We start from the raw sequence: 691 nt of genomic DNA on the forward strand, positions 1-691 counted from the left end.
GGTTCTGGGCAGATTGAGGGCTGGCTGTGGATTGGGCGCGCGTGGATCTATGTGCGACATGCTCCTAGTCCCTCCAGATGACTCTCCAAGGTGGCCGCACGCATGGCGTTGCCGTTATCAGCGTGGAGGATCAGCGGCTTGGGTCGGCCCTTGCTAATCCGCTCTCTCAGGCAAGCCCTGCTTACAAGATCCGCTGCAATGGCTTGATCCTCACCGAATCGGAGAAGCCAAGCTGCTTGTCGCCCATCACCTCAGTTCTGGCCTTGGTTGGCGCCTCAATTCTCGCGCGGATATCCTGGGACTCAAGAATCTCGCTTGCTAATCCTAACTTATCTTAGCAAGCCCTTGACCTTACGAATTATATTTGCTAATTTTTGATGGATTTGCATTTTAGGCCTGCTGAGCCTTTCGCTATGATTAAATTCGCTTTCATTTTTGCCACTATTTTTATAGCAACACCCACTCTTGCCCAGAATAATCAATCCGCTAAAATCATTAAATCGACAACTCCATCAGGAGCTGAGCTTGGAGAGCTTTACGTTGCTTCTTCTAATGGTTCTGATGCTCCCTTCGTTGCTGTCAGCATCCACGATGTGAGTTCAAAGATTGCTTGTCGTTCCGGTGACTTTCAGGAAAGTTGTCACTCCTTGGCTGCCATTCAGGCGGCCTTGATTAAGGGTAGCGCCATGAG

Annotated in this window: 1 protein-coding gene; it reads left to right on the forward strand. The window is 50.2% G+C overall.

All coding sequences use genetic code 11. The annotated features are described in order from the left end of the window. Positions 1-413 precede the first annotated feature (413 nt). On the forward strand, positions 414-691 hold a 278-nt coding region (locus tag AC01FP_RS18440), incomplete at its 3' end, for a hypothetical protein (RefSeq protein ID WP_474482314.1).

Source organism: Cyanobium sp. NIVA-CYA 375 (genome assembly GCF_056108345.1).